The 22650-nt window shown below is 71.0% G+C and carries 23 protein-coding genes; 11 read left to right on the plus strand and 12 right to left on the minus strand.

All coding sequences use genetic code 11. From position 1 onward, the window contains the following. The first annotated feature begins 81 nt into the window (after nucleotides 1-81). A complete protein-coding gene (locus VF647_14585) occupies nucleotides 82-1068 on the plus strand; it encodes a cytochrome c oxidase assembly protein (protein HEX8453326.1) in 987 nt (328 codons plus the stop codon). A 13-nt stretch (nucleotides 1069-1081) separates the two neighbouring features. After that, nucleotides 1082-1462, plus strand: coding sequence for a c-type cytochrome (locus VF647_14590; GenBank protein ID HEX8453327.1), 381 nt, complete (start codon nucleotides 1082-1084; stop codon nucleotides 1460-1462). A gap of 10 nt (nucleotides 1463-1472) precedes the next feature. On the opposite strand, the gene VF647_14595 is transcribed toward VF647_14590, so the two are convergent. After that, nucleotides 1473-2510 (minus strand): mechanosensitive ion channel family protein, encoded by a 1038-nt coding sequence (locus tag VF647_14595; protein HEX8453328.1) that lies wholly within the window; start codon nucleotides 2508-2510, stop codon nucleotides 1473-1475. Between the two features lie 116 nt (nucleotides 2511-2626). Here VF647_14595 and VF647_14600 point away from each other — a divergent pair, with 116 nt between their 5' ends. Next, nucleotides 2627-4273: a glycosyltransferase gene (locus tag VF647_14600; protein HEX8453329.1), complete on the plus strand. Its 1647-nt coding sequence runs from the start codon at nucleotides 2627-2629 to the stop codon at nucleotides 4271-4273. A gap of 286 nt (nucleotides 4274-4559) precedes the next feature. Here the strand turns inward: VF647_14600 and VF647_14605 are convergent, their stop codons facing one another. Further along, a complete protein-coding gene (locus VF647_14605) occupies nucleotides 4560-6155 on the minus strand; it encodes an ATP-binding protein (protein ID HEX8453330.1) in 1596 nt (531 codons plus the stop codon). A gap of 171 nt (nucleotides 6156-6326) precedes the next feature. Between VF647_14605 and VF647_14610 the strand changes: the two genes are divergently transcribed. From VF647_14610 to VF647_14620, 3 genes are read left to right on the plus strand one after another with little or no spacing between them, the layout of a single operon-like run. After that, nucleotides 6327-7064 (plus strand): DUF2071 domain-containing protein, encoded by a 738-nt coding sequence (locus tag VF647_14610; protein ID HEX8453331.1) that lies wholly within the window; start codon nucleotides 6327-6329, stop codon nucleotides 7062-7064. A gap of 9 nt (nucleotides 7065-7073) precedes the next feature. After that, nucleotides 7074-7649: an isopentenyl-diphosphate Delta-isomerase gene (gene idi / locus VF647_14615; protein HEX8453332.1), complete on the plus strand. Its 576-nt coding sequence runs from the start codon at nucleotides 7074-7076 to the stop codon at nucleotides 7647-7649. Between the two features lie 33 nt (nucleotides 7650-7682). Then, complete coding sequence (locus tag VF647_14620; GenBank protein HEX8453333.1) at nucleotides 7683-8417, plus strand: SMI1/KNR4 family protein; 735 nt, start codon at nucleotides 7683-7685, stop codon at nucleotides 8415-8417. Between the two features lie 90 nt (nucleotides 8418-8507). Here the strand turns inward: VF647_14620 and VF647_14625 are convergent, their stop codons facing one another. Then, the gene (locus VF647_14625) at nucleotides 8508-8861 is read right to left on the minus strand and encodes a DUF2200 domain-containing protein (protein ID HEX8453334.1); all 354 of its coding nucleotides are present in this window, start codon (nucleotides 8859-8861) and stop codon (nucleotides 8508-8510) included. A 139-nt stretch (nucleotides 8862-9000) separates the two neighbouring features. Between VF647_14625 and VF647_14630 the strand changes: the two genes are divergently transcribed. Continuing rightward, the gene (locus VF647_14630) at nucleotides 9001-9390 is read left to right on the plus strand and encodes a hypothetical protein (GenBank protein ID HEX8453335.1); all 390 of its coding nucleotides are present in this window, start codon (nucleotides 9001-9003) and stop codon (nucleotides 9388-9390) included. Between the two features lie 117 nt (nucleotides 9391-9507). Here VF647_14630 and VF647_14635 read toward each other — a convergent pair whose 3' ends face one another. Further along, nucleotides 9508-10656, minus strand: coding sequence for an erythromycin esterase family protein (locus tag VF647_14635; GenBank protein ID HEX8453336.1), 1149 nt, complete (start codon nucleotides 10654-10656; stop codon nucleotides 9508-9510). Between the two features lie 286 nt (nucleotides 10657-10942). Between VF647_14635 and VF647_14640 the strand changes: the two genes are divergently transcribed. Genes VF647_14640 through VF647_14650 form a run of 3 tightly spaced genes read left to right on the plus strand, consistent with a single transcriptional unit; the run spans nucleotide 10943 to nucleotide 12719 of the window. After that, nucleotides 10943-11365 (plus strand): NUDIX domain-containing protein, encoded by a 423-nt coding sequence (locus VF647_14640; GenBank protein HEX8453337.1) that lies wholly within the window; start codon nucleotides 10943-10945, stop codon nucleotides 11363-11365. A 14-nt stretch (nucleotides 11366-11379) separates the two neighbouring features. Further along, nucleotides 11380-11880 (plus strand): hypothetical protein, encoded by a 501-nt coding sequence (locus tag VF647_14645; GenBank protein HEX8453338.1) that lies wholly within the window; start codon nucleotides 11380-11382, stop codon nucleotides 11878-11880. Between the two features lie 35 nt (nucleotides 11881-11915). Then, a complete protein-coding gene (locus VF647_14650) occupies nucleotides 11916-12719 on the plus strand; it encodes a phosphodiesterase (protein ID HEX8453339.1) in 804 nt (267 codons plus the stop codon). Nucleotides 12720-12799: 80 nt separating this feature from the next. Here VF647_14650 and VF647_14655 read toward each other — a convergent pair whose 3' ends face one another. The 8 genes from VF647_14655 to VF647_14690 form a co-directional block, all read right to left on the minus strand. Beyond that, the gene (locus VF647_14655) at nucleotides 12800-13285 is read right to left on the minus strand and encodes an RES family NAD+ phosphorylase (protein HEX8453340.1); all 486 of its coding nucleotides are present in this window, start codon (nucleotides 13283-13285) and stop codon (nucleotides 12800-12802) included. After that, nucleotides 13285-13716, minus strand: coding sequence for an antitoxin Xre/MbcA/ParS toxin-binding domain-containing protein (locus VF647_14660; GenBank protein ID HEX8453341.1), 432 nt, complete (start codon nucleotides 13714-13716; stop codon nucleotides 13285-13287). Before VF647_14660 ends, VF647_14655 begins: the two co-directional genes overlap by 1 nt. An 81-nt stretch (nucleotides 13717-13797) precedes the next feature. Beyond that, nucleotides 13798-14826 carry a hypothetical protein gene (locus VF647_14665; protein ID HEX8453342.1) on the minus strand — a complete coding sequence of 343 codons (1029 nt, stop codon included), beginning with the start codon at nucleotides 14824-14826 and terminating at the stop codon, nucleotides 13798-13800. Nucleotides 14827-14847: 21 nt separating this feature from the next. Then, entirely contained in the window at nucleotides 14848-15975 is a 1128-nt protein-coding gene (locus VF647_14670) for a DNA replication/repair protein RecF (GenBank protein HEX8453343.1), read from the minus strand. A 473-nt stretch (nucleotides 15976-16448) separates the two neighbouring features. Further along, complete coding sequence (locus VF647_14675) at nucleotides 16449-17018, minus strand: methylated-DNA--[protein]-cysteine S-methyltransferase (protein HEX8453344.1); 570 nt, start codon at nucleotides 17016-17018, stop codon at nucleotides 16449-16451. Nucleotides 17019-17020: 2 nt separating this feature from the next. Next, on the minus strand, nucleotides 17021-17806 hold the full coding sequence (locus VF647_14680; protein ID HEX8453345.1) for an enoyl-CoA hydratase-related protein: 786 nt from the start codon (nucleotides 17804-17806) through the stop codon (nucleotides 17021-17023). A gap of 84 nt (nucleotides 17807-17890) precedes the next feature. Further along, nucleotides 17891-19195 (minus strand): cation:proton antiporter, encoded by a 1305-nt coding sequence (locus tag VF647_14685; GenBank protein ID HEX8453346.1) that lies wholly within the window; start codon nucleotides 19193-19195, stop codon nucleotides 17891-17893. A 159-nt stretch (nucleotides 19196-19354) separates the two neighbouring features. Next, nucleotides 19355-20266 carry a dihydrodipicolinate synthase family protein gene (locus VF647_14690; GenBank protein ID HEX8453347.1) on the minus strand — a complete coding sequence of 304 codons (912 nt, stop codon included), beginning with the start codon at nucleotides 20264-20266 and terminating at the stop codon, nucleotides 19355-19357. Nucleotides 20267-20642: 376 nt separating this feature from the next. Between VF647_14690 and VF647_14695 the strand changes: the two genes are divergently transcribed. After that, a complete protein-coding gene (locus tag VF647_14695) occupies nucleotides 20643-22616 on the plus strand; it encodes a M1 family metallopeptidase (protein HEX8453348.1) in 1974 nt (657 codons plus the stop codon). Nucleotides 22617-22650: the final 34 nt, after the last annotated feature.

A 22650-nucleotide genomic window follows, 5' to 3' on the forward strand; every position in this document is an offset into this window, starting at 1 on the left:
TCGTTCCTCGCTGCCCCCTCTCCCGATAACAGGAGAGGGCTGCGCCCTCACGTTATCGAGAAAGGGGGCGGGTCCCGTCGCTTGCACGGTGTTCTCCCCCTCCCCCGCCCTGCGCCCCCGCAGGCGGGGGAGGGGGCCGGGGGGTGGGGGCCCGCCCTGCTCCTCCTCCTGCTCCTCGCGCCTTCGGCGGCGTGGGCGCACACGGGGAAGCCGCTGGCGCCGCACGACCTGTGGACGGCGTGGGCGTTCGATCCGGGGGTGGTGGTGGCGCTCTTTGTGAGCGCGTGGCTTTACTCGCGGGGGACGGAGCGGCTCTGGCGGCGGTCGGGCGTGGGGCGCGGCGTGCGGAGGTGGGAGGCGGGGTGCTTCGCGGCGGGGTGGGTCACGCTGGCGGTCGCGATGGTGTCGCCGCTGCACCGTCTGGGTGGGGTGCTCTTTTCCGCGCACATGGTACAGCACGAATTGCTGATGGCCCTCGCCGCGCCACTGCTGGTGCTGGGGAGGCCAATGCTGCCGTTTCTGTGGGCGCTCCCCATGAGGTGGCGGCGGGTGGCGGGGGCGGCGGCGCGGCGGCAGGGGGTGCGCGCGGGGTGGCGCTTGGTGACCGCGCCGTTCGCGGCGTTCGCGCTGCACGCGGCGGCGCTCTGGCTGTGGCACATCCCTGGCCCGTACCAGGCGACGCTCACCAGCGAGTGGATGCACACGCTGCAGCACGCGAGCTTCCTAGGCACGGGGCTCCTCTTCTGGTGGGCGCTGGTGCACGGGCGCGAGGGGCGGATGGGGTACGGCGCGGCCGTCTTCTACCTCTTCGCGACCGCAATGCACAGCGGCGGGCTGGGGGCGCTGCTGACGTTCGCGCGCGCGCCCTGGTATCCAGAATACGGCGCGGGCGGGGCGGCGTGGGGGCTCACGCCGCTGGAGGACCAGCAGCTCGCGGGGCTGATCATGTGGATTCCCGCCGGCGCCAGCTACCTGGTGGCGGGGCTGGCGCTGGTGGCGGCGTGGATGCGCGAGTCGGAGCGGAAGGCGGCGCGTTGGCAGGACCGCGCCCTGCTGCGGCCCACCTGAGAGGAGGCGGCGAATGCGGAGTCCCTGGATGCTCCTGACGGCGGCGCTCGTGCTCTCCGCGTGCGGCGGCGGGCCGGACACGAAGGCGATGGAGACGGGCGCCGCCCTCACCCGCGGCGACCCGCACGCCGGCCGTGAGCAGATTCGGCACTACGGCTGCAACGCCTGCCACACCATCCCCGGCATCCAGGGGGCGCACGGCGCCGCGGGCCCACCGCTCGGCGGCATGGTGGGCCGCATGTATATCGCCGGCGTGCTTACCAACACGCCGGAGCACATGGTGACGTGGATCCAGGACCCGCCCGCCATCGACCCAAAGACGGCCATGCCCAACCTGGGCGTCACCGAAGAAGAAGCCCGCGACATCGCCGCCTACCTCTACGCCCTGAAGTAGCCGGCGCCCGCTAACCGACCCCATCTCCCCCCTCTCCCAGCGGTTTGGGAGAGGGGGGCCGGGGGGGTGAGGGCTGGGCCACCACCCGCAGTGGGGGCACTCCCACGATCTCGTACGTCGCGGACGCCAACCCCATCCCCGCGGCGTCGAAGCCATCCAGGATGTCGCGGGCGATGGCGTCCTTGAGGGCGCGCACGCCGTGGTCGGGCGCCAGGAAGCGCACCGTGATCTCCAGCCAGTTGTCCGTCAGGCGCAGCGTCGTGCGGGGCTCGGGGTCCGCGGCCTCGATGCGGTAGTGGCGCTGGAGCCGGGCGAGCGCCGCGCTCCCGCGCTCGGTGACCTCCACCGTGTGGCGCTGGGCGGCTTCCAGGATGATCGCCTCCGCGCGCGCCCGGTCGTCCTGGTAGCGCACGGGGATGCGCATCTCCTCCCAGATGAAGGGAAACTCGCGCGTGTAGTTGTAGACGGGCTCGTCGAAGATCTTGTCGTTCGTGACCGTGACGATGCGCCCCGTGTACTGCCGCGCGCCCACCCACACCGCCGGCTCCTCGTTCTGCACCGGGGGCGGCTGCCCCATCTCGATGATCTTGGTGCGGGTGAAGCCCAGCGCGATCACGTCGCCGCGCACGCCGCCCATCACCACGCGGTCGCCCACGTTGAAGATGCGCCCGCTCAGGATCACGAAGTACCCCGCCACCGCCGTGATCACCCGCTGCAGCGCCACCGCCAGCCCCGCCGTCAGCAGCCCCGCCGGCATCGCGAGCCCCTTGGGATCGTCGAACCAGATGGACATCAGGACGAGGACGACGACGATGGTGGTGCCGATGCTGACCGCGTGGTCGGACCAGAACCGGGCACGCACGTCACGGCGCCTGCGCTGCGACGCCCGGATGAGGGCCTTCAACCCCCGCCCCAGCGCCCACGCCAGCACGAGCACCGCGAGCGTCATCAGCAGCTTGCGGCCCGTCTCCGCGTTCATCCCGATGAGCCGCACCCCGAACAGCTCGACGGTACGATCGGGCCCCGCCAGGTGGACGATGGACTGCATGGGCGCTTCCGGTTGAGGGCTCGCGAGGCCGGACCGCAACATGCGCTCCAGCGGCTGGCCGCGCTCTTGCGACCGGGGCGCACGTCCCGCCCATTACCACGCCGCGAGAGAGCGCCATGATCTGCATCCTGCACGGGTACCTGCTGGAAGGCTCCGGAAGCAACCTGTGGACGCGCTCCGTAGTGGAGTCGCTCTGCCGCCAGGGGGAGACGGTCCACCTGATGGCGCAGGAGAATCATCCCGAGCGCTACCCCTTCATCGCCGAGGCGCGCCACTACCACCCGGACGGCAGCGTCGAGACCTTTTACCGGCGAGAAGACGGCGACCACCCGGGCTGCTGCATCCTCCACAAGCCGGTACTGGGCGACACGCTTCCCGTGTACGTGTGGGACAAGTACGAGGAGTTCACGAACGTCGTCCCCATGGTGGACCTGGACGACGCGGCGATCGAGTCGTACATGGAGCGCAACGTCCGAGCGCTCACCCGCGTCGTGCGCGAGAACGGCATCACGGCTATGCACGCCAACCACGCGGTGCTCATGTCGGTGGTGGCGCAGCGCGTGGGGGCCTCGGAAGGGATTCCGTTCTCAATCATGCCGCACGGCAGCGCGCTGGAGTACGCCGTCAAGCGCGACGAGCGCTTCCTGCGCCTGGCGACGGAGGCGTTCACGGCCGCCGGGCGCATCTTCGTGATCGGCTCCGAGATGCGGGGCCGGGTGACGACCGTCTTCACCCGCGTCCCCGGTCTGGACGAGAAGATGGTGGACCTGCACCTGGGCGTGGACACCAGCCAGTTCGAGCCCGTCGCGCGCGCGGACCGTCCCCGCAAGGCCACGCAGCTCCGCGAGTCGCTCGCCGGCCTCGACCGCGGCCGCACCCCCGCGCAGACGGACGCCATGCTCGCCGCCCTGCGCGACGACCTGACCGGCGCGGCGCTGGACGAGGCGCTGGCGGCGGGCCGCGGCTACGTCGCCAAGCTCCCCGACGCGGAGCTGGAGGCGAAGCTGGACGGTGTGGACTGGGAGCGCGAGCCCACGCTGCTCTACGTCGGACGCCTGATCTCGGCCAAGGGGGTGCAGGAAGTGGTCGCGGCCCTCCCCCTGCTCCTGGAGCGCAACCCGCAGATTCGGCTGGTGGTGGTGGGCCACGGCCCCCTTCGCGAGCCGCTGGAGGCGATGCTCTGGGCACTGGAGCACGGCGCCCGCGACGTCTTCGCCGACATCGTCGCGCGCGGCCGCGAGATGGAGGGCGACCCCGAGGGCGAGGGCGGCTCCACCGAGCTCACCAAGGTGGCGCGCTTCCTCGACAGCCTGCGCGAGCGCGGCGAGCTGGACGCCTACTTCGACGCCGGCCGGCGGCACGTGCGGCGCGACCGCGTGATCTTCACCGGCTACCTGACGCACGCCGAGCTGCGCTACCTCTTCCCCTGCTGCGACGCCGCCGTATTCCCATCGGTGGTCAAGGAGGCGGGCCCGCTCGTCTTCCTGGAGGCGCTGGCGAGCGGCGCCTTCCCGCTGGGCACCTACTTCGGCGGGATGAAGGCCAGCATCGACTCGGTCGCCACCGTGCTCCCCCCCGAGGCCGCCGAGGCGATGAAGCTGGACCCCTCCCCCGAGCGCACCGTCGCCGACATCGTCCGCCACGTCCCCATCGCCCTGGAGATGGGCGAGCGCCACAAGGAAGCGCTCTTCCGCGTGGCCCGCGACCGCTACGACTGGTCGAGCGTGTCGAGGACGCTGTCGGAGGAGCTGGGGGGGTTGTGAGGGGGCCCCACCCCCAGCGTCGCTCCGCGACGCATCCCCCTCCCCCAACTGCCTGGGGGAGGGGGAGTTCGCGTGCATCCGCGTGAGATTCCGTAGGGGCGCGATTCATCGCGCCCGTGCCTGCATCCACGCCGACCTGCGCCTTTCGGACCCAATCCGGTAGGGGCGGACCTGCGTGTCCGCCCTCCTCTACGTTGCCTCGGCCTCCGCTCTCGGCATCGGAACCTCGTAGGGCCGCCTCACGTGGCTGCCCGTGGCCGCCCCCGCACCGGCTGACGGCGGCTCCCTACTCCGGCGATCCCATCCCGAACATCGGGAACTGGGTTTCGGTGGGCAGAGCGCTTTCGGGGTCCACCTCGCCCATCGCGTACGAGATTCCCATCCCCTCCATCATGTCGAACATCGGGGAGCGCGTGGGGCGGCGTTCGCGGGCGCGGGCTTCGGCCTCGGCGTAGCGCTCCTTGTTGGCGCGCACCGTCTCGATGGCGCGCAGGAAGTACGCGGTGGGCTCGTCCTCCGCCTCGCCGCGCGAGCGGTCGTACGCCAGCAAGATCTTTCCGTCCTCCACCAGCCGCGCGAGGTCGGCGCCGGTCAGGCCTTCGGTGGAGGCGGCCAGGAGCTGCACGTCGACGGCACCGACCGCCGCGGGGAGGCCGGCACAGCGGTCGGTCAGGATGGCGGCGCGCGCTTCCTCGTCTGGCAGCCGCGTCTCCAGCCAGAGCTCGATGCGGCCGGAGCGCACCAGGGCCGGGGGAAGGCTGCCGACGTCCATCGCCGTCATCATCAGGCAGACGCGGCCCGCGCTTTCGCTCTCCAGCCCGTCCAGCATGGTGAGGAGATAGCGGTACAGCCCCAGCTCCCCGCCGCCCTCGAAGATGACGTCGCTGTCGTCGATGAAGATCACCGCGGGGGCGTTCTGCTTCGCCGCCTCGAAGATCGCCGCCAGGCGCGAGTAGAAGCCGCTGGTCCCCGAGATCAGCGTTCCATCCACGAGAAAGAACTTGCTGCGCAGGCGATGGGCGAGCGCGCGTCCCACCGTCGTCTTTCCCGTTCCCGGAGGGCCGGCCAGGAGCACGCCGCGCTTGGGCCTGAGCCCGAACTCGGCCGCCAGCTCGGCGTTTTCCAGCGGGAGGATGACGTTGGCTTCCAGGGCGCGGATGATGTCGTCGACGCCCTTGAGGTCGTGCAGATCCACCGCCTGCACCTCGCCCAGGTCCACGTTGCTGACCAGGTGGCGCGTGCGCAGGTGCTCCACGAAGGCGTCCGTGTCCACCGCGGCGCCCTGGGGGAGCGACTCGCAGGCGCGACGCAGCGCCCGGGCGCTGATCCGCCGCGCGAATCGGAAGATGCGCTCGAAGTCGAGCCGCGCCACGTCCGCGGGATCGAGGTAGGCGGCGGAGAGCGCGCGGTAGTCCTCTGCCCTGGGCGCGTCGAGCATCACCTGGTGCGCGACGCGCCATCCCTGCGTCACGGGGTTGTGATCGGCGGCGACGACCAGCCGCTTCCCCATCTCCTCCACCCGGTTCCCCAGCGCCACCAGCGAGGCGTAGATCCAGTTCATGCGGGGATACATGTGCGACATCCCCACCACCATCCCCAGCAGGTGGAAATCGTCCACGAACACCGTGTCGTGCCGCGCGAGGGCGTCCACCACGAGCCGGTGGAACGCCTCCTCCAGCGCCAGCGGATGGCGGCCGTCCGCGGCCTCCGCCAGGTCCCCGGCGCTCAGCCACGCGCCACCCAGCGCCGCGTGCGCCGCGCGGAGCACCGTCGTCTTTCCCGCGCCCTCGCCGCCTGAGAACGCGACCACGCGTCCGGGACGCAGCGCGTGCAGCAGTTGGTCGAGCGCGCGCTGCTGGACGGGGGTGAGCGTGCCGGCCATGTTCTGCCTCCAGAGTTGTGGGTGCGCGACGGGTGCACGATAGGCGAGCCGCGGGCGGTTCGCAAACGCCGCGTGCTGCCTCCGGCGCGGCGATTGCCTGCGCATGGAGACGCGGAAGAGAACGCGCGTCTTCTGGGTGTCAGTTCGTCCAATCGCCCACCATTGCCCACGATGCCGAAAGAACCGGGCGTGCTCCCCGGCCGCTTCCTGACGGCGCAGTGGCGCGACCTCGTGATGCTCAACTTCGAGGTCGATCCGGCCGCCCTGCGCCCGCTCGTCCCTGCCGGAACGGAGCTGGATTCGTGGGGCGGCACCACGTACGCCAGCATGGTGGGGTTCCTCTTCCTGGACACGCGGGTGCTGGGGGTGCCGATCCCCTTCCACCGCGACTTCGAGGAGGTAAACCTGCGCTTCTACGTGCGGCGCCGCGGGCCGGAGGGGTGGCGGCGCGGCGTGGTGTTCGTGCGCGAGATCGTGCCGCGCTGGGCCATCGCGACGGCGGCGCGCGTGATCTACAACGAGCAGTACGCCGCCATGCCCATGCGCCACCGCATCGCGCCGCTGGACGGCGGCGGGCGGCACGTGGAGTACGGATGGAAGCACCGCGGCCGCTGGTCCGCCCTGCGCGCCACCACGCACGGCGAGCCCCGGCCGCTCGTCCCGGGTTCCGAGGCGGAGTTCATCACCGAGCACTACTGGGGATACGCGGCGCAGCGCGGCGGCGGCACTGTGGAGTACCGCGTGGAGCACCCGTCGTGGCGCGTGTGGGATGCGCGCACGCACCAGCTAGACGCCGACGTGGCCGCGCTCTACGGCCCCGCCTTCGCCGAAGCGCTCGCCGCCCCGCCCCGCTCCGCTTTCGTCGCCGAGGGGTCGCCGGTCGTGGTGCGGCGCGGCGTACGCGTGTAAATTTCCGCCATGAACCCGCCACGACCTGAAGAGCGCGTCGTCCTGGTGGACGAGAGCGACGCCGAAGTCGCCACGCTGGAGAAGCAGCGCGCGCACGTGGAGGGGCGGCTGCACCGCGCGCTCTCCGTGTTCGTCTTCAACCGCGACGGCGACGTCCTGCTCCAGCGCCGCGCCGCCGCCAAGTACCACTCCGGCGGGCAGTGGACGAACACCTGCTGCAGCCATCCGCGCCCTGGCGAGCCCGTCGGCGCCGCCGCGCGCCGCCGCCTGCGCGAGGAGATGGGCTTCGAGTGCGACCTCCACCCCGCCTTCGCCTTCACCTACCGCGCGGATGTGGGCGGCGGGCTGGTGGAGCACGAGCTCGACCACGTCTACGTGGGCCGCTGGGACGGCGCTCCCGCCCCCGACCCCGCCGAGGTGGAAGGCTGGCGCTGGGCCCCGCTAGACGACCTCGCCCGCGACGCCCAAGCCCATCCGGAGGCATATACGCCCTGGATCCGCATGATCATCTCCGACCCTCGCTGGCGCGAAAGGCTCCAGGCCCCCTCCCCCCGGCCCCCTCCCGCTGGGGCGCAGGGCGGGTGAGGGGGAGAACTTCCCCGCGCTGCGCCAGCCTCTTTGGCCACATCCGTACTCTCCCGCTCCCTTCTTCCCGCGTCGCACATGACGAGTCCGTACGACGACCTGCTCAACCGCCTGCGGACCGCCAAGTCCGATGACTTCTCGGCAGGCGAGCCGGCGAGCGCCGACGAGATCGCCGAAGCGGAGCACCGCCTACAGGTGGGCTTCCCGCGCAGCTACCGGCGCTTTCTCGAGGTGCTGGGCGCGCTCGACGTGCCGCCGGTCGAGGTATTCGGAGCCGGCGGCGCGGGGGTGATTCCCGTCGTCGAGGAGTCGCTGCGGTGGCGCGACGAGGGAGTGGTCCCCGCGACGGCCGTGGTGATCGAGATCGACGGAGTGGAAGGAGACCCGGTCGGGTTCGTGCCGTCCGCGGCCGGCGCCGAGCCCGAAATCGTGCGCTGGGAGGCGGGTGGCGCGACGCGAATCGCCACGGATTTCGGTGACTACCTGTCGAATCTGCTGGGCGAGCTGCTGCCGCCGGCGAGCGATGCTTCCGCCACACGAATCTTCGATCCGCCCTGGGGCCAGCGCCGTGCCGGCGGCTCCGTGGAGGCGGATCGCAAGGAGGTGAAGGTGGCCTACACCCTGGTCCAGCGGATCAAGTACGACGGCGTCTCGTTCGCCCAGCTCGTCCGGGAGCTGAACTCCCGGCGCGTCCCGGCCCGTGGCCTACCCGAATGGACGGTCGAGGCGGCCCGGGAAGCTTACGAGGCGTGGAAGGATCGCTACTGAGCATACGCATCCAGAGCGGCTACACTCTTGAACTCGGGCGGACTACGGCCTCGCCCGGCGCGACCCAGCGTGCTTGCCGCTTCGCTCCCGCTATGGCTTCCGCAGGATCTTCTCCATCGCTTTGCCCTTTGCCAGCTCATCGATCAGCTTGTCCAGGTAGCGGATTTCTCTCATGACGGGTTCTTGGACCTCCTCCACGCGGACGCCGCAGACCACGCCCTTGATCAGGGCGCGCGACGGATTCATTCCGGACGCTTCCGCGAAGAAGGTTTCGAAGTCCGTTCGCTGGTCGAGGTGCGCTTCGAGCTCTTCCTGGCTATATCCCGTCAGCCAGCGGATGATCTCGTCGACTTCCGCCTTCGTGCGCCCTTTTTTCTCCGCCTTGGCGACGTAATGCGGATAAACGCTCGCGACGCTCGTCCTGTAGATCCGATGCGTGGTCATGGTGCACCTGAAGATGAGAGTGCAACTTCTCCTGCACGGAGGATGTAGCGAGTCCAACGATTGCCAACGGGGGGGCGTTTGTCCGCTCGTGCCCGAGCTTTTTCACTCTTGGCCGTTGTCCACGCAACCAACTCGTCCCATGGCTCAGTACCGATACGATCCCGAACGGGCCCCAGACCCGGAGTGGTGGCTCGCGCTAGACGAGCACGAGCGCATGCACCTGGTGGAAGAGTACCATCGCAAGACGCGTGTTCGCCTGCCGAACGCGACCGCCCATGCGGTTTTCCACGTCATCATTGAGAACCAGATCGCGCTCGGGTCCGAGATTCCGGTGGCGGCTACTCTCACCCGGCTCATGAAACAGGGACTCGATCGGCATGAGGCGCTCCACGCGATCGCTTCGGTGCTTGCGGGGCATATGCATGCGCTCTTCCAGGAAAACTCTACTCTGCCAGAGGATCCGAACGTCGCCTACTACGCGGCGCTCGCCAAGTTGACTCCCAGGTCCTGGAGGGCGCAGTTCCGCTGAGTGGCAAAATCCCGGGGAGGGCGCCTGCCGACGAAGGGCAACGAAGTGAAACGGCGGCCCGAGTGATCCGGTCCGCCGTTCTGCATCGCGTGATGCTAGCTTGAAGCTCGCGCGAGGCTACGGCAGTGGTTCGAACACGGGAGCAACCTCTTCGCGGAACACGACCACCCCGTCGAAGTGGGTGGACCAGTCCGCCGACGTGTACCTGCCAAAGAGCCGCGACGGTGCGCTTCCGATCCTGCGCAGTGCGCGGCGATCCAGATAGGCCGAGGCAGCGCGCGTGCCGAGTGCCTGGGCTTCCAGCGAGCCCGGGGGCGCCTCCGAAAGCGCCTCGCTGGGCCTTCCCGCCCTGGACGACCGCCCCGCGAGGGCGCTGAAGCCGATGACGCCAACCCGGTCGCCCCACCGCTCGGCCAGCCGCGCCCCGAGCGGCTTTTCGGTCAGAGTGCCCTGCCGCCGTGCCGCATGGACCGTCGCCGTCCAGATGATCCACTTGCTGCCGCGCGGCATGCGCCCGCTCTGCCAGACGAAGTTGCGGTACATCGCCTCGTCGCGAGTGCGCGCTTCGGTTGGGGCGAGCTGGCGATGGAAGTAGCCGGCCAGGTTCTCGGCCATCACCTGTTCGGGCGTGCCGGAGCCGCGCGAGGCCAGGGCGTCCGCCGCGGCGCGCGCGCAGCGGTGGAGGCGCACGCGCTCCGGCTCGTCGAAGGCGTGCGCCTCGTCGTAGCGCCAGTTCAGGTTCCTGGCGACCGCCTGCTCACACTCGGCGCCCGACGATGCGCCCACCAGGCCCGGCAGCGTGGCGCGTGCGTACTCCGAGGTCGCGCTCACCTGGTCGTCCAGACCGCCCAGCACCAGCGTGCCCGACGCCGCGCGCCGGTACAGCCACCCGCGCCACTCCGCCAGCTCGCGCGTCCACCAGAAGCGGCCGATCCCCCGGTCGAGCTGCAGCGGCGTGGCCTGGCGCTGCGCCGCCGCCTGCTGGAAGCCGATGAAATCGTAGATGGGTGCTTCAAAGAGCACCGCGTCGAAGCCGCACCGCTCGATCAGGCGCTGGGCGATGCGCGCCTTTGCCTGAAATCCGCGCGCTTCGCCGTGGCTGGGCAGCTCCCCCAGCACGACGATCTGCTTGTTGCAGACCGCCTCCACCACGCGCGCTTCGGGCGTGGACTGCGCCGATGCCGGGACGGCGAATAGGCAGCGCAGTGCCAGCAGCGCGAGGACTCGCCTCGCGTGCCAGGTGCGGATCGGGTCGGTGGGTGGCATCGAGATCTGTGCGTGAGTGCGTGAGTGCGTTAGTGCGTGAGTGCGTTAGTGCGTGAGTGCGTGAGTGCGTGAGTGCGTGAGTGCGTTAGTGCGTTAGTGCGTTAGTGCGTGACGTTCATCATCCAGGTCCCAAGCACGACGGCTCGCATCGGATATGCCGCGCGCGGAGACATGACGAATGTGAGGTGCAGCGTCTGACGTCTTGCGGTTGCGAGCGCTTGCAGGCCGGTTATCATGGAGGTGCCATAGCTCGCCCTATCCGGCCGTCCCCCTTTCCCGCTGAGCCGTGCACCATCGATTCCCGGTTTCCGTTAAAGGGGTGGTCCTGACCCCGGACCGCAGGGTCGTGCTCCTGAAGAACGAGCGCGACGAGTGGGAGCTGCCCGGCGGCAAGCTGGAGCGCGGGGAGGCTCCGGAGCGGTGCGTCGCGCGGGAGCTGGAGGAAGAGCTCGCGATCTTGGTGCGCGTCGGCCCGCTGATCGACTCCTGGCTCTACGAAGTGCTTCCTGGCGAGGAGGTCCTGATCGTCACCTACGGATGCTACCCCGCCCCGTTCGCCGCGCTGACGCACAGCGCCGAGCACAAGGAAGTGGGTGCCTTCGCCCCTGAAGCCGTGAGGAATCTGCCGATGCCGGACGGGTACAAGCGATCCATCGAGCGCTGGATCGCATGGGAGGAGGCCCCAGGCTTCCCCGGTTTCGTCACGTGATGGGAATGCGACCGATGCCGTCGCCGTTCATGCTCGCCACCCTCGCGCTTCTGCTGGTGGCGGCCGCCTGCGATCAGCCGCCCAGGGGCCCCGCAAAGGTCGAAGCACCGGCGGCGGCCGCACCCCGCCCCGCATCGTACGTAGCGGTGTTGAACCGGCCCGACGAGCGGACGCTGCGCATCCGGCTGAGTGCGCCCGCCGGCCATCCGCTCTACCTGGACAACTGCAACGGCGCGTTCCCGTGGGGCCTGGAGCATCGCCCTGACGGTGCCTGGACCAGCGCCTGGATCGTGGCCACCGACGCTTGCCACTCCGCGCCTATCGTGATCGCGCCGGGCGAGACCCGCACCTTCCAGGTCGAGATCGGCGTGGGCGAGCGCATCGAAAAGGGCACCTACCGCCTCATCGTCTACGGCCTGCACACCGGCCCGGAGGGGGCGGTGGAGACGGAGGTTCCACACGCGATGCGCGTGTCCGAGCCGTTCCCACTTGGTCCGCTCGCCGCACCCCTCTGACGCACGCGATCTCAGCCCCCTCCCGCCGCCGCGCCATGCTCATTGCACAGATAAGCGATCCGCACATCATCGCCGACGCGCAGAGCGAGGCGGCCACCCGGCTCCAGGCAGCGGTCGGGCACCTGATGCGCCTCCCCGCCGCGCCGGCCGCCGTCGTGGTCAGCGGCGACTGCACGGACGGCGGCACGGCGGAGGAGTACCGGCTCTTCCAGGACCTGATCCGGCCGCTCCCCATGCCGGTGTACGTGCTCCCCGGCAACCACGACCGGCGGGAGCGGATGCTGTCCGTGTTCGGCGCGCAGGGGCGGTCCGCGCTGCCGGGCTTCGTCCAGTACGTGGTGGATGCGGGCCCGCTCCTCCTCGTGGCGCTGGACACCCACATCCCTGGCAGCGACGAAGGCGAGCTCTGCGACGAGCGCCTCGACTGGCTGGAGCAGCGCCTGGCGGAGGCACCCGGCCGGCCCACGCTCCTTTTCATGCACCATCCCCCGGTCCCGTGCGGAATGGACGTGCTGGACGCGATGGGTCTGCGCCACCCGGAGAGGCTGGGCGAGGTCGTCGCACGGCACCCGCAGGTCGAAGCGGTCGCCGCGGGACACATCCACTGCACCCTCACGCGCCGCTTCCACGGCACCGTCGCCGTGACCTGCGCCTCGACCATGCACCAGCTGATGCCGGATGTGAGCGACCGGACACGGCTGCGCGTGCTGATGGAGCCGCCCTCCTGCCTCCTGCACTCGTGGGACGCCCGCACCGGGCTCGTCACCCGCGCCTCCGCCATCGGCGACCACGGCCCTCCCCGCCTCCTCCACGACGGCGACGGCTGGGTCACGGCCTAAGCATCCACGGACGCATCCGCACAGAAGCCCCCGCGAAGTTCACGCGGGGGCTTCGTCCGATCGCCAACACTCAACCCGTCTCAGTTGTCGCCCAGACTCACGCCACCGAGCGCCAGGAGCCGCGGATCAAACTCGAACGGCTGCCGGTGCACGACCCGGATATGCGCCGCGTCAGGGTGGTTCGGGTTGAGGATCGCGTTGTACTCGTCTGGCACGACGGCGGACGGCACCCAGAGCACTGCCCCACGTGCACCGCGCAGCCACTCGTCACCGGCGTCCAGGCAGAACGACGATCCGATCGCCCTCCAATCCGCCGGGAAGCCGCCGACGGCGAGCGTCTCGCTCGGCACGTCGTCCGGCATCTCGACCGTGAAGAGCTGGAGATCGCGGGGCAGGCGCCGCGGCTGAAGGTGAACCAGCATCTCCAGGACGGAGAGGGCGCGGCTGCTGGCCGTGTACACCGCGGGAAGTCCCGGACGATTCCACCGTCCGCCGTAGAGCCGCGCGCCCTCGCCGCTCAGGTCGGCGTACGGGGCGCGCGCGATCCGATACGAACGAGCGGGCATCAGGTAAAGATGCCGTGATCGATCCGTCCGAGGATCTGCTCGACGAGCACGGCCCCCTCGCCCGTCCGCAGCAGCGAGAGCGGCGTGGCGCCGCCCAGTGCCCCGTTCGGGTCGCGCAGCCACCCCCGGGCGCCGTCCTCATCCCCAAAAGTCTCGAACGCGCGCGCGCTGACCCGGACGATCCGCGCCAGACGGTCCGATTCCTCCAGCGTCAGGTGCTGCTCCCGCTGCTTCCTGTGCGACAGGGTGCGGCGCGGGATGACGAGGTCCTCCGCCTCCTCGCGGCTGAGGACACCCGCATCGATCACCGCATCGACACTCCGCGTCGGGAAACCGCCCTCGAGAACCCCAACCCACTCGAGCGGCGTCTCGACCCTGGTGCCGAGCACGGCGGAGCCGCCGAGCATTTCCGTGTACGTCATCACCGCCATCGTCCCTCCTGGTTTGGCAAGCCTGCTCAATTATCGCGGCACCTTGCCCGCCTCGCAAGCTGGAGATGGAGTGAGGGGCCCCTAGATTGCCAGCCCATCCGCGATGGCGGCGATCTCCTCGGCCTCGCGCCAGGCGGCTTCGAGGGCGTGCAGCTCGCCCTCCAGCGCGCGGCGCTCCTGCTCTTCGTGGAGGGCCATTTCGAGGGCCAGGGCGCCGGGGGCGTCCAGCTTCTTCGCCTTGAAGGGCCGGTCGCGCCGCTCGCCGCGCAGCCAGCCGGCGACCTCTCGCCAGCCGCGCGGGTGGAAGCCGAGGTCGGGGACGTCCAGGCGCACCAGCTGGGCCGCGGTGGAGCGCAGGTACTCCTCGGACGATCCGCGCTCCGCCAGCTTCCCGAGTGCGCGCTCAAGCTTGTGCGCCGACGCGCCCCCCGCGTTCGCGTCCAGCACGGCGCGGGAGAGCACCCGGCGCGCGTTCTCGCCGCGCAGGAGGAGCGAGGGGACGTGCCACCGCTTGCCGTCGCGCTCGGCGGGGAGGATGCCCGGGATGTGGAGCGCGAGGTCGCCGTCGTCGTCCGGCTGGCGCCAGGAGCGAGTCAGGTGGCCGCGGCGAATGACGATGGGCTGTCCGGCCGGGGAGCGCTCGGCCGGGATCTGGTGGACCACGCGGAGCCCCCGCGCCACGCGCGTCCCCATCATCCCCAGGTACACCCAGGGGCTGGCGATGGCGCCCACCCGCAGCGCCAGCGAGACCGCCTGTGCCGGCGCGTTCTTCCAGCGCCGGCGCTGGAGCTCGCGGCCGTACCGCCACGCCGCCACCTCGCCCTCGAGCGCCCTGCCCACGCGGACCAGCTGCGTGCCGTCCGGAAGGCGCGCCAGCCCCACGTTCTCAGACTGCACGCGCAGCCGCGCATCCACGAAGCACCGCTCCGCCGCCTCCACCGGCTCCCAGCGCTCCTCCAGCGGCGCCAGGTTCCAGCGCGCACACTTCGGGCAGACGGCCCACAGCCGCCCGCGCGCCGCATCGAAGGCGAGGGTGCGCCCGACAGGGAACCCCTCGACGGCCTCGTTCTGGCCCAGATCGGCCGTGCAGTAGATGCAGGTGCGGTACACGGGCGTGCGGCGGGTGGCGGGTCAGAGCGGCGAGACCACTCCGTTGCGGATCGTCCAGCGCGGCAGGGTGTCGCCGTGGACGTGGAAGTCCGTCGGTTTGGGGGAGGTGAGGATCACCTGGCCGCCCTCCTCGCCCTCGATCCAGTCCACGATGCGTTGCGAGCGGCCAGGGTCGAGCTCGGCGAAGACGTCGTCCAGCAGGATGACGGACTCGCGGCCGCGCGTCTCGCGGATCGTCTCCGCCTCCACCATGCGCAGCGCGATGGCGGCGGTGCGCTGCTGGCCGCCCGAGCCGTATGTGCGCAGTTCCAGGAGCGTGCCATCCGCCGCGTGCGTGGCGAAGCGCAGGTCGTCTCGATGCGGGCCGGCCAGCGTCATCCCGCGGCGCTGCTCGCGCTCGGCGACGCGCTCCAGCTTTTCGCGGAACGCCGCGGCGATGGTGGCGACGGTGGGCGTATCCTCCCCCAGCTCGACGGATGGGACGAGAGCGAGCGTGCCGGGCTGCCCGCCGGCGACGCGGGCGTAGTGCGCGGCGAAGCTGGCGGCGCGGTCCGCCACCCAGCGCGCGCGCGCCTCCAGCACGCGGCTCCCGGCGGCGACCAGGGGATCGTTCCACGCCTCCACCAGCGCGGGGGGGCTCGCCTGGCGAAGCAGGGTGTTGCGCTGGAAGAGAGCTTGACGGTACCGCTGCAGCGCGCCCAGGTACCCGGGCTCCGCCAGCGAGAGCACGATGTCCAGGAAGCGCCGCCGCTCCCCCGGCCCGCCCGCGACGATCTCCACGTCGGACGGCGAAAAGATCACGGCGCCTACCTTCCCCAGCGCATCCCCCAGCCGCTCGGGCTCCGCGCCGCCGACGGTCACCTTCTTCTTCCTGCGGCGGCGCTCGAAGGCGGCGGCGAGGGTGCGCTCGCCGCCGTCCTCGCCGCGCAGAGTGCCCTCCACGCGGAAGACCTCTTCGCCGAAGCGCACGAGCTGCTCGTCCGGCGCGCCGCGAAAGGAGCGAAAGATCTCCAGATAGTAGACGGCCTCCAGCAGGTTCGTCTTCCCCTGCCCGTTGTCGCCCACGATGGCAACTCCCTGCGGCGGGATTTCGAGCACCTGCTCCGCGAAGTTGCGGTAGTTGCGGAGGTGGAGGCGGGCGAGGTGCAAGGAGGGGGGAATGGGGAATGGGGAAATGGGGAATGGGACTGACGACGGACCAGCCGTCTTTTTGTCATCCTGAGCGACGCGCCGCTCCGTCCTCGCCCGTGCTCTGGACTCTGGCGCGGAGTGAAGGATCTACTGCGCGTGGCGAGGGGCCCGTGGTCGCGCGCCGTCCTCTTGCCTCGCCGGCTAGATCCTTCAGTCGCCGCGGGAGCTTGGAAAGCACAGCAGATATCGGCCGGGCGGCTCCCTCAGGATGACAAAAATTCCGTGTCATCCTGAGCGACGCGCCTCTCCAGCGTTTACCGGTCCGCGAACTCTGGCGCGGAGTGAAGGATCTACTGCGCGTGGCGAGAGGCCCGTGCTCGCGCGCCGTCCTCCTGCCTCGCGGGCTAGATCCTTCGGTCGCCGCAGGAGTACGGCGCATCGGAAGCATCTGTCGGGCGGCTCCCTCAGGATGACAAGAGAAAAGGAACGGCTCAGGGCGTGTCGAACAGGTCGGGCGCGGCGGCTTCCTCAGGGGGACAGAGGGAGCGTTCGTGGGCGAGGAGCCAGCGCTTGATGGCGCTTCCGGGGCCGTCCGGGCCGGCGCCCATGAAGCCGCCGATGCCGCCTTTCGCGTCGAGTACGCGGTGGCAGGGGACAACGATGGGGATCGGGTTGTGGCGGTTGGCCTGGCCGACCGCCTGCGAGCCGCGCGGCACCCCGATCGCCACCGCCACGTCGCGGTACGAGCAGGTGCGGCCAAACGGAATCGCGCGCAGGGCCTGCCACACGCGCTGCTGGAAGTCCGTGCCCTCCGCCGCGAGCGGGAGGTCGAAGTCGCGACGCGCGCCGGCGAAGTACTCGCGCAACTGCTTCGCGATCTCCCAGCCGAGCGCATCGTCGCGGGTGGGCTCCACGCGGGTGCCGGCCGGCGGATGCTTCCCCTGCTCCCAGAAGTGCACCGCGTGCACCGCCGCCCCATCGTGCTCCACCAGCAACGGCCCCACCGGCGAAGCCAGCAGCAGCCGGTGAAGCGTGGATGACGGCGCCAGTCGCTTCGTCATTCCTACCGTCCGGTAAACTCCGCCCGCCGCTTCTCCAGAAACGCCGTCATCCCCTCGCGCATGTCCGTGGTGGAGGCGAGGAGGCCGAAGAGGTTCGACTCCAGCGCCAGCCCGTCATCCACCGACATCTCCAGCCCGCGCGTGGTGCACTCGATGGCGAGGCCCAGCGCGACGGGGCCGTTCTTGAGGATGCCCTTCATCATGGCGCGCGCGGCGTCCATCAGCTCGGCAAGCGGGACGACCTTGTTGGCGAGGCCGATGCGGTAGGCCTCCTGCGCGTCCACCATCTCGGCGGTCAGCATCAGCTCCAGCGCGCGGCCCTTCCCCACGATGCGCGGCAGCCGCAGCGTGCCGCCGTAGCCGGGGATGATCCCCAGCTTCACCTCGGGAAGGCCGAACTTCGCGTTCTCGGACGCGACGCGGAGGTGGCAGGCCAGCGCCAGCTCGCACCCGCCGCCCAGCGCGAAGCCGTTGACCGCCGCGATCACCGGCTTGCGCGACAGCTCGATCGAGCGGAAGACCCGCTGCCCAAGCCGGCTCACCTCGATTCCGTCAACCGGGCCCATCTTCGCCAGCTCGGCGATGTCGGCGCCGGCCACGAACGCCTTCTCCCCCACGCCGGTCAGGATCACGCCGCCCACGTCCTCGCGCCCGGCGATCTCCTCCATCGCCTGCCCCAGCTCGCGGATGGTCTGCTCGTTGAGGGCGTTCAGCTTGTCCGGCCGGTTGACCGAGAGGGTGGCGATGCGGTCCTGGACTTCGAGCTTGACGTTGCTGTATTCGGCCATGGGACGGATGCGGGTGCGTGGGGTCGATAGGCGCGTGCGGGCGACAAGCTAGCGGCCCCGGCAGCGGCGAACAACGGCCCGCCCTCAGCTTTTCGTGCGCCGGCCGTAGAGCGCCATCAGCGGCGTCACCGAGATGCCGTGCGCCACCGTGGAGACGGCGACGGTGGCGAGGACCAGCTCGGCGAGCGGGCGGCTCAGCTCCTCGGGAAGGCCGTGCTGCATGGCGAAGGTGAGGTAGTACACGGAGCCGATCCCCCGGATGCCGAACCACCCGATCATCCCACGCTGCAGCCCGGTGCTGCGCGACCCCACCAGCCCCGCGTACACCGAGAGCGGGCGGATGACGAGGAAGAGGAGGGGGATGAACCAGAGCGCGACGGCCGGAAGGAAGTGCCAGGAGATCATCCCTCCCAGCAGGAGGACGACGGTGAACTCGCCGATGCGCTCGAGCTGCTCGGTGAAGCCGAGTGCGGCCTGCGCCATGTAGGCGGGCGCCGTGTCCTTGTCGGTCGCCATCTCCTCCACGTCGATGGAGTGCGCGGCGGCCGCGACGTCCTCCGGGGGAGCGTCGCCGCCCGACTCGCGGCGCTCGATGCGGCGCAGAGCGAGCCCCGCCGCGAACACGGCCAGGAAGCCGTAGCCGCTCACCAGGAGCGCCATCCCGTAGGCGAGCGCGATGAGGCCGAGCGCCAGGAAGTCGTCCAGCCCCACCGCCTCGCGGTGCACCCTGCGCAGGTGCAGGACGAGCCGTCCGACGAGCGTCCCCAGCACGGCGCCCACCGCGAGCCCGGCGACGACCGCCCACACCAGGTCCACCGCGAACCAGCGCCAGCCCATCTCCCCCATCTCGTGCAGCCCCAGGAGCCCCAATCCGAGCATCACGAACGGAAAGGCGCTGCCGTCGTTGAGGCCGGCCTCGCCGGTGAGGCCGAAGCGCAGCCGGTCGCGGTCGGCGGCGTGCGTAACCTGCACGTCGGAGGCGAGCACGGGGTCGGTGGGGGCGAGGATGGCGCCCAGCAGGACCGCCGCGCCCACGGGCAGCCCCATGGCGAACACCCCCAGCAGCGTCACCAGCCCCACCGTGATGGTCATGGAGAGGGTGGCGAGCCGCACGGGAAGGATCCAGCGGCCGTCGAGCAGCGGCGCACGCAGCTTGAGCCCGGCCGCGAAGAGCGACACGAGCACCGCGATCTCGGTGACGCGCTCCCACACGGCCGACTGCTCGTATACGTCGAGGCTCAGGAGCCCCGCGCCGTACGGGCCGAGCGCGAATCCGGCCGCCAGGTAGAGCATCGCGGTGGAGAGCGGCAGCCGGGCCACGATCGACCGCGAGAGCGCCATGGCGACCAGGAGGACGCCCACCACCAGGAACCAGATCGCCCCTTTCATCCCCTTCGCGGCTCGGGTATCAGAACACGAGCCGGGCGGCGGAGGCACGAAACAGGCCGACCGAATTTGTCTCACGCGGAGGCGCGGAGACACGGAGGAGCTGGCGGAGTTCTCTCTGCGTCTCCGCGTCTCCGCGTGAGCCCCGTTGTTTTTTGTCGGTCAGGAGAGAGCGGCCGCGCCCAGCCCCGCCGCCTGGAGCGCTTCGCGGACTCGCTCGCGGTCCTTGCTCCGGAGCGGCTTGAGCGGCGCGCGGAGGGGGCCGCCGTGCATTCCGAGCAGCTCCAGCGCGGCCTTCATCCCGGGCACGCCCAGCTCGGCCACCACGGCGCGATGGAGCGGAGCGAGGCGCTCCTGCAGGCGGCCCGCGTCGCCCAAGCGGCCTTCGGTGAAGGCGCGCGCGAGCTCGGCGCACTCGGCGGGGGCGAGGAGGGAGACGGCCAGGATGCCGCCCACCGCGCCCATCTCCAGCGCGGCGTAGAGGATGGCGCCGCTGCCGGCGAGCACCTGGCACCGCTTGCCGCACGCCTCCACCAGCGCGCCCAGCGTGCGCAGGTCGCCGTGCGAGTCCTTGATCCCCACGATGTTGGGATGTTTGGCCAGCTCGCCCACCAGCCCGGCGGGGAGCTCGGCGCCGCTGAAGCGGGGCGGCACCTGGTACAGGATCACCGGCACCGGCGAGCCCTCCGCCACCGCGAGGTAGTGGTCGCGCAGCGCCTCTGGGGTCAGGAGCGGGCGGTAGTAGCCGGGCGGCTGCACGAGCACCGCGTCGGCGCCCTCCGCGGCGACGGCGCGGGTCATCCGCAGGGTGGCACGGGTGGATTCGGCGCCGGTGCCGGCCAGGAGGAGGCGCCCCGCATCCAGCACCCCGCGCACGCCGGCGGTGAGGCGCGCGCGCTCGTCCTCGTCCAGCAGCGGCCCCTCGCCCGTGGAGCCAAAGAGCACCACGCCGGAGAGCGGCGCCTCCATCCACGCGCGCACGTTGGCGCGCAGCGACACCAGGTCGGCATCGCCCGTCACCGGGTCGAAGGGAGTCGTGGCGGGCGCGAACACGCCGCTGAGGTCCAGTTTCATCGGTCACATCCCTCGTTCGAAAACAGTAGCGTGGGGCTGCAAACATAGCCCCCCAGGCCCCCTATTGTCATCCTGAGGGAGCCGCCCACCCAGATGTCGGCGGCGCGCTCCGGACTCCCTGCGGCGACCGAAGGATCTAGCCGGCGAGGCAGGAGAATGGCGCGCGATGGCGGGCCTCTCGCTACGCGCAGTAGATCCTTCGCTACGCGCCAGAGTACGGAGACGTGGAGAGGACGGTGAGGCGCGTCGCTCAGGATGACAGGGTACGGCCCCACGCCGGTTCCTCGCCCTCAACCTTCGCGTACGCTGCCTGCGGTTCCCCGTTCCCCGTCTCCGCCGTACATTCCCCGGCGCACCACAACCCGGAGAACCGTACGTGCACAAGACAGCCGCAATCGTTCTGCTCCTCGCATCGGCGTGCGCGCCGGGCGGGCGCCGCGCCGCGGAGCCAGCGCCGCGCGACACCATCACGCGCCCCATCCTGCGCGCCGTGCCGACGACGCAGGGGTACCGGCAGGCGCTGCACGCGGGGACGCGCACCGCCACGGGGCAGCCCGGCCCGCGCTACTGGCAGCAGGCGGTGTCGTACCGCATCGAGGCCGAGCTGAACCCGTCGAGCGCCGAGCTGCGCGGCCGCGAGCGCATCGTGTACCGCAACCGCTCGCCCGAGGCGCTCACCTCGGTCGTCCTGAACCTGTACCAGAACATCTTCACCGAGACGGCGCGCCGGAACCGCGTCATCGTCGCGCCCACGGGCGGGGTGACGCTGGGACGCGTGGCGGTGGAAGGGCGCGAGCTGCGCCCCGTCGCGACCGGGCAGATCGGCGTGGTGACGCCCGTGCGCACCCCGGCGACCGGGTACGAGGTGGCGGGCACGCTCGCGCGGCTGACCCTTCCCCGCCCGGTCGCGACCGGCGACAGCACGGTGCTGGAGATCGAGTGGAGCTACCGCGTTCCCCCGGCCGGGACGTTCCGCACGGCGTACGAGGACGCGCTGGGAGGGCGGGCGTTCAACGTGGCGCAGTGGTATCCGCAGGTCGCGACGTTCGACGACGTGATCGGATGGGACGCCACGCCGTACCTGGGAGACGGCGAGTTCTACCTGGAGTACGGCGACTTCGACGTCGCCATCACCCTCCCCGCCGGGCACCTGGTGGGCGCCACCGGCATCCTGCAGAACCCCGGCGAGGTGCTGACCCCCGAGGCCGCCGCCCGCCTGGCCCGCGCCGCCACCACGGACAGCATCGTGCGCGTGGTGACCGAGGCGGAGCGCGCCGCCGGACGCGCCACGCGCACCGGCAGCCGCCTCACCTGGCGCTTTCGCGCGGAGAACGTGCGCGACTTCGCCTTCGCCGCCTCCGACCGCTACCTGTGGGACGCCGCGCGCACGTCGGCGGCGGGGCGGACGGTGCTCGTCCATGCGCTCTACCGCGCCGGCGCGCCGCACTGGGACGAAGCGGCGCGCTTCGCGCAGCACTCGATCGGCTTCTTCAGCGACCGCCTGGTGCCGTACGCGTACCCACAGGCCACCGTCGCGGAGGGGCCGATCGGCGGGATGGAGTACCCGATGCTGGTGTTCATCCCACGCGCCCGCGAGCGCGCGGACCTGCACAGCGTCATCGCGCACGAGCTGGCGCACGAGTGGTTCCCCATGATGGTGGGCTCGGACGAGGCGTCGTTCGCGTGGATGGACGAGGGGCTGACGACGTTCCACGAAGACGAGGGGCGCGAGGCGTTCTTCCCCGGCACGCGCGCGCACGACGAGACCCGCGACGCGTACCTGCGCGTGGCCGGCCGCGACAACGAGGTGCCACTCATGCGCCACACCGACCTCGTTTCTCCGTACGGGGCGCGCACGGTGGCGGCGTACAGCAAGCCGGGGACGATGCTGGTGGCGCTGCGCGGCGTCGTGGGCGCGGAGACCTTCGACCGCGCCATGCGCACCTACGCCACCGAGTGGATGTTCAAGCACCCGTACCCGTGGGACTTCTTCAACACGTTCGAGCGCGTGGCCGGGCGCGATCTGGACTGGTTCTTCTATCCCTGGTGGTTCGAGACGGGGACGCTGGACTTCGCCGTGGGCGCGGTGCGTGCCGTGGACGGCGGCGTGGAGGTGACGATCACGGACCTGGGCGACATCCCCGCGCCGATCCGCGTGACCGCCACGGGCGAGGGCGGCGCATCGGCTAGCGTGGACATCCCGCTGGAAAGCTGGACCGGCGCGCGCACCCGCACGGCGACCTTTACCCTGCCGCTCGGCGCCGCGCCGGTACGGGTCGAAGTGGACCCCGCGGGCACCTTGCCGGACGTGAACCGCGCCAACAACGTGTGGCCCGCTGCGGCACCCTGAACATCAACGGACGGAACCCTCAAACGATGCACAC

Source organism: Longimicrobium sp. (assembly GCA_036387335.1).
Taxonomy (GTDB): domain Bacteria; phylum Gemmatimonadota; class Gemmatimonadetes; order Longimicrobiales; family Longimicrobiaceae; genus Longimicrobium.